At 62.5% G+C, this 2687-nt stretch carries 3 protein-coding genes; 1 reads left to right on the forward strand and 2 read right to left on the reverse strand.

All coding sequences use genetic code 11. The features are described from left to right. Positions 1-73 precede the first annotated feature (73 nt). The gene (locus tag GL279_RS19015; RefSeq protein WP_155066163.1) at positions 74-769 is read left to right on the forward strand and encodes a CDGSH iron-sulfur domain-containing protein; all 696 of its coding nucleotides are present in this window, start codon (positions 74-76) and stop codon (positions 767-769) included. A gap of 48 nt (positions 770-817) precedes the next feature. On the opposite strand, the gene GL279_RS19020 is transcribed toward GL279_RS19015, so the two are convergent. Together GL279_RS19020 and GL279_RS19025 are read right to left on the reverse strand one after the other, a co-directional pair. Continuing rightward, positions 818-1705, reverse strand: coding sequence for a cation diffusion facilitator family transporter (locus GL279_RS19020; RefSeq protein ID WP_155066164.1), 888 nt, complete (start codon positions 1703-1705; stop codon positions 818-820). 370 nt (positions 1706-2075) lie between these two features. Next, positions 2076-2495, reverse strand: coding sequence for a VOC family protein (locus tag GL279_RS19025; protein ID WP_155066165.1), 420 nt, complete (start codon positions 2493-2495; stop codon positions 2076-2078). Positions 2496-2687 lie beyond the last annotated feature (192 nt).

A 2687-nucleotide genomic window follows, 5' to 3' on the forward strand; every position in this document is an offset into this window, starting at 1 on the left:
GCCGCGCGGATCGCTTTGGCTAGACTTGGGGTGCATCGCATCCACCGAGCCAGCCCGAAAAGGAGCAAGCCAGATGTCGGACGACCCCGTCAATTTCCGGATCAAGGTCACAAAGAACGGGCCCTATCGGGTCAGCGGGCAGCCGCACACGCGTTTGCGCCGCATGGTGGCCGGTTCGGATGGCAACCCGGTTTCCTATCAGGATGGCGCCGAGATGCAGATGCCGGCGGCCGCCTATCTGTGCCGCTGCGGCCATTCGGCGAAAAAGCCGTTCTGCGATGGGAGCCATGCCCGCGTCGGTTTCGACGGCACCGAAACCGCCGGCGGTGAGGTCTATGGCGACATGGCCCGCACCTTCGAGGGGCCGGAGCTGTCCTTTACCGATGCCAAGCCGCTCTGCGCCCGCGCCCGGTTCTGCGACGTCAAGGGCACCGTCTGGGAGCAATATGCCCAGACCGACGATCCCACTGTCGCCGCCGATTTCGTGCAGGAGATCCAGATGTGCCCCTCGGGCCGGTTGCGGGCGGTGCGCAATGCCGACCGGGCCGTGCTGGAGCCGGCATTGGCGCCGGGGATCGGCATTCTCAAGGATGAGGGCAAGGCTTGCTCGGGCCCGTTGCAGATCGAAGGCGGCATCGTGGTCGAGAGCGCCGATGGCGAGGTCTATGAACATCGCAACCGGATGACGCTGTGCCGCTGCGGCGCGTCGAAGAACAAGCCCTTTTGCGACGGCAGCCATATCGGCATCGATTTTCAGGACGGGCTGTAGGCCGGGCCGGGAATCGGGCAAGCTGCGCGGCGCCGGTGGCGGCCCCGCCTAGATCACCAGCACGCCGGAATGCTTGGCCTTGTGCGGCGGTTCGACATGGATCGTGATCATCGCCTCGGGCAGGCGGGTTTTCAGTGCCTGTTCGATGCGGTCGCAGATCTGATGCGCCGCATCGACGGTGGTGGCGCCGTCCACGACCAGATGAAAGTCGATGAAGGTCTTGGGCCCGGCATGGCGGGTGCGCAGGTCATGCGCCTCGATGGCGCCCTCGGCGCTGTCCGAGATGGTGGCGCGGATCTCGCCCAGAGTGTCCTCGGACACCGCCTCGTCCATCAGCCCCGAGAGCGAACTGGCCGTCACCTTCCAGCCCGACCACAGGATATTGACCGCCACCAACGCCGCCAGTGCCGGATCCAGCACCGCCCAGCCGCTGATCACCGCCAGCGCCACGCCGATCACCACCCCGATCGACGAGATCACATCCGTCAGCAGGTGGTGCCCGTCCGCGACCAGCGCCGGGGATCTCAGCCGCTTGCCGCGGTTGATCAGCACCCAGCACCAGCAGCCGTTGATCACGCTGGCCAGAATGTTGATCAGCAGGCCGCTGACCGGGGCGTCCAGCAGGCGCGGGTTCTGAAAGCCGTTCCATGCCTCGCGCATGATCAGCAGGGCGGCGACGATGATCATCACCCCTTCCAGCACGGCGCTGAAGAATTCGGCCTTGTGGTGGCCATAGGGGTGGTCCTTGTCGGCGGGCTTGGCCGCGACCCGGATGGCGATCAGCGCGGCGACGGCCGTCGCCACGTTCACCGTGCTTTCCAGCGCATCCGAGAGCAGCGCGACCGAGCCGGTCATCCACCAGGCCAGCACTTTCAGCGCCAGCACGACGATGCCGACGACGATGCTGCCGAAGGCGATCCTGAGGGTCGCGGACATGGGTGGCCTTCCTTGCCGAATCATGGAATGCGGCCCTTCTAGCCGTGATCCCTGTATGCGCCAACCCTTTTTTCCGACTCAGTTGAGAATGAAACGCATTACTATATATCTGTTTTCATTGATATTTATGGCGGATATTTAGTTGCTGCGGCATGTCATTCGCAACTGGACGCTGCGCTGCGGCATTTCCCCCGGATTTCAGGTGCTTGCCCGGAATTCGCTTGTGGAGCAGGGCAGTACTGTCTGGGCGCCGGGCGAGGGAGAGTATTGGCGACAGGCAGCGAGCTCATCGAGAGTGATGAAACGGGGGATGGCTGGCATGGCAGCTATGCGGGACGGAGCGGACGTTGCGACGTACTATCCGCGCGGCCTAAAAATCGAGGGTGACTGATGGCACGTTGCGGGTTGCGTCGCCTTGATAGACAGCCTCGATGTTGTTGCCATCCGGGTCCAGCACGAAGGCGGCATAATACCCCGGATGATAGGCCCGGATTCCGGGTGCCCCATTGTCGCGCCCACCATGCGACAGGGCGGCGCTGTAAAAAGCATCAACCGTTTCACGATCCTTAGCCTGAAATGCAAGATGGTGCCGCCCGGTCAACTGGCCCGTCGACGTAGGGCTGTCGGCGGCGGATACGGTGAATTCATCCGCAATAAAGTAGCCGTTATCAGTGCTGAGAACCGGTATCCCCAGCACTGACAGCACCGCTGTGTAGAATTTCTCGCTCGCGGGTAGGTCGCGCACAACAAGCTGAATGTGATCAATCAGGCGGCCACGGTGCAGTTGCATTGGTTTCTATTTATTTCTCTGAAGTGCATCGCGCGAAATTACGCACAATTCTGAATGACCGATAAGGGCCTAGGCTGTGTGAAAACTCACTGCGGATGATATCTGACGCGTTGCTCGGACCAGATAAGGCGGCCAGCGACAGATTTCGACGGGACGTGGTTTGACGGCCTTTTCAGGCCTTCACCGCTGTCA

The organism is Paracoccus limosus (assembly GCF_009711185.1).
In the GTDB taxonomy this organism is placed as follows: domain Bacteria; phylum Pseudomonadota; class Alphaproteobacteria; order Rhodobacterales; family Rhodobacteraceae; genus Paracoccus; species Paracoccus limosus.

What these genes read in the sequence shown, in the direction of transcription:
- GL279_RS19020 (WP_155066164.1), bottom strand. Translation starts at nt 1,705, where the DNA reads ATGTCCGCGACCCTCAGGATCGCCTTCGGCAGCATCGTCGTCGGCATC.
- GL279_RS19015 (WP_155066163.1), top strand. Translation starts at nt 74, where the DNA reads ATGTCGGACGACCCCGTCAATTTCCGGATCAAGGTCACAAAGAACGGG.
- GL279_RS19025 (WP_155066165.1), bottom strand. Translation starts at nt 2,495, where the DNA reads ATGCAACTGCACCGTGGCCGCCTGATTGATCACATTCAGCTTGTTGTG.